This is a genomic window from Bifidobacterium sp., from assembly GCF_050874245.1.
GTDB lineage: Bacteria > Actinomycetota > Actinomycetes > Actinomycetales > Bifidobacteriaceae > Bifidobacterium.
Genome location: NZ_JBNMKH010000188.1, coordinates 1 through 1,384, shown reverse-complemented (window position 1 = coordinate 1,384; position 1,384 = coordinate 1). Strand labels below are relative to the sequence as shown.

At 60.5% G+C, this 1,384-nt stretch carries 2 protein-coding genes; both read left to right on the top strand.

Annotated features, from left to right (window positions below; genetic code table 11):
* Window positions 1-791 (top strand): substrate-binding domain-containing protein (locus tag ACR0P8_RS09760; RefSeq protein ID WP_432624857.1); only part of this gene is annotated, 791 nt, incomplete at its 5' end.
* Between the two features lie 124 nt (window positions 792-915).
* Window positions 916-1,384: DUF362 domain-containing protein (locus ACR0P8_RS09755; RefSeq protein WP_432624856.1), on the top strand; the 469-nt coding region annotated here is incomplete at its 3' end.

The following is a 1,384-nucleotide window of genomic DNA, read 5'->3' as shown; positions in this document are numbered from 1 at the left end:
GCGAGCTGTTCGTCCGTCATGTGCCATTGGAGCTGACCTATGCGGGAAGGACGTTCCTGCGGTACGCCAACGGATTCCAGCGCGAGCACACGATGATGATGCAGGAATTCGGCGATATCGCGCATGACGAGTCGGGCGTGCTGCGCGTGGCAGTCGGGCACACCAGAGGACAGGCCATCATGCCGCACGTCATCGCCGCGTTCCAGAGGAAACGTCCGGGCATCGCCATCGACATGATCGAGGGCGTGAACGAATCACATGGTCGAAGGCTGGCCGACGGGGAGGTGGATCTCGCCATCGCGCATTTCTCCCACGCGATACCGGGGGTGGAGCTCATCGACTTCTACGATGAGGAGATGCAACTGGTCATATCACGTTCCCTGTGGATGCAGGTGGTGGGCCGATCGCCGGGCGAGGCCGAGGCGCGCATCGCCCGGGGCGACCTGACGCCGTTAAGCCAATGCCCGTTCGTGCTCGGCCACTGCAACGACATCGACGGCCGTATCGGCGACGAACTGTTCCAGCGGTCGGGATTCCGTCCCATAGTCAAAGTGCGGTCCGACAACATGCAGACCCTGCTCGCACTGGCGAAGCTGGGCGTCGGAGCGACTCTGATGGTCCGCCAGTTCCTGCACGGAACACAGGATGACGGGGCCCTGTCCGAAATCAAAGTGCTTCCACTTGGGCAAAGCGCACGGTATTCCATCGATTTCGGCATCCGCAGACAGGACTACCGATGGAGCGCGTTGAACGATTTCATGACGGTGGCCCGTGCGACGGTGGGCGCGTAGGCGTTGTCCGGATTCGGGCGGAAACGATTCCGGTGGATTTGCCTCCCGGTGGATTTGCCTCAAGTCGACTTGAAGTTGCTATGCTGGGCCTCAACAGCGAAGAAAGAAGCAATCAAGGAGAATCATGACCGAATTCGACATCGCCTCACTGGACGGATTGACCCATCGCACCGACAATAAGCAGGCTCCGGAGGTGTATTTCACGCCCCTGATCACGCCGGACAGTCTGCTTGCCGCCTACCACGCGCTCGACACCAAGCCGGAAGGCCGCGTGGCCATCAAGATCCACTCCGGCGAATCGGAGCGATCCAACAACCTCAATCCGGCGCTCGTCAAGGATCTCGTGCGGGAGATCGGCGGCACGCTCGTGGAATGCGCCACCGCATACGACGGCAATCGCGAGACTCCGGAGAAAAGCCTCGCCGTATTCAAGGAACGTGGATACGCCGACATCGCGCCGATTCAGATCATGGACATGGGCGGTGAAATCGAGATTCCGGTGGCCCGGCATCGTCACATCGCATACGACATCGTCGGCAAGCATATCGACGACTACGACTCCATCTTCGTGCTCTCGCACTTCAAAGGCCATC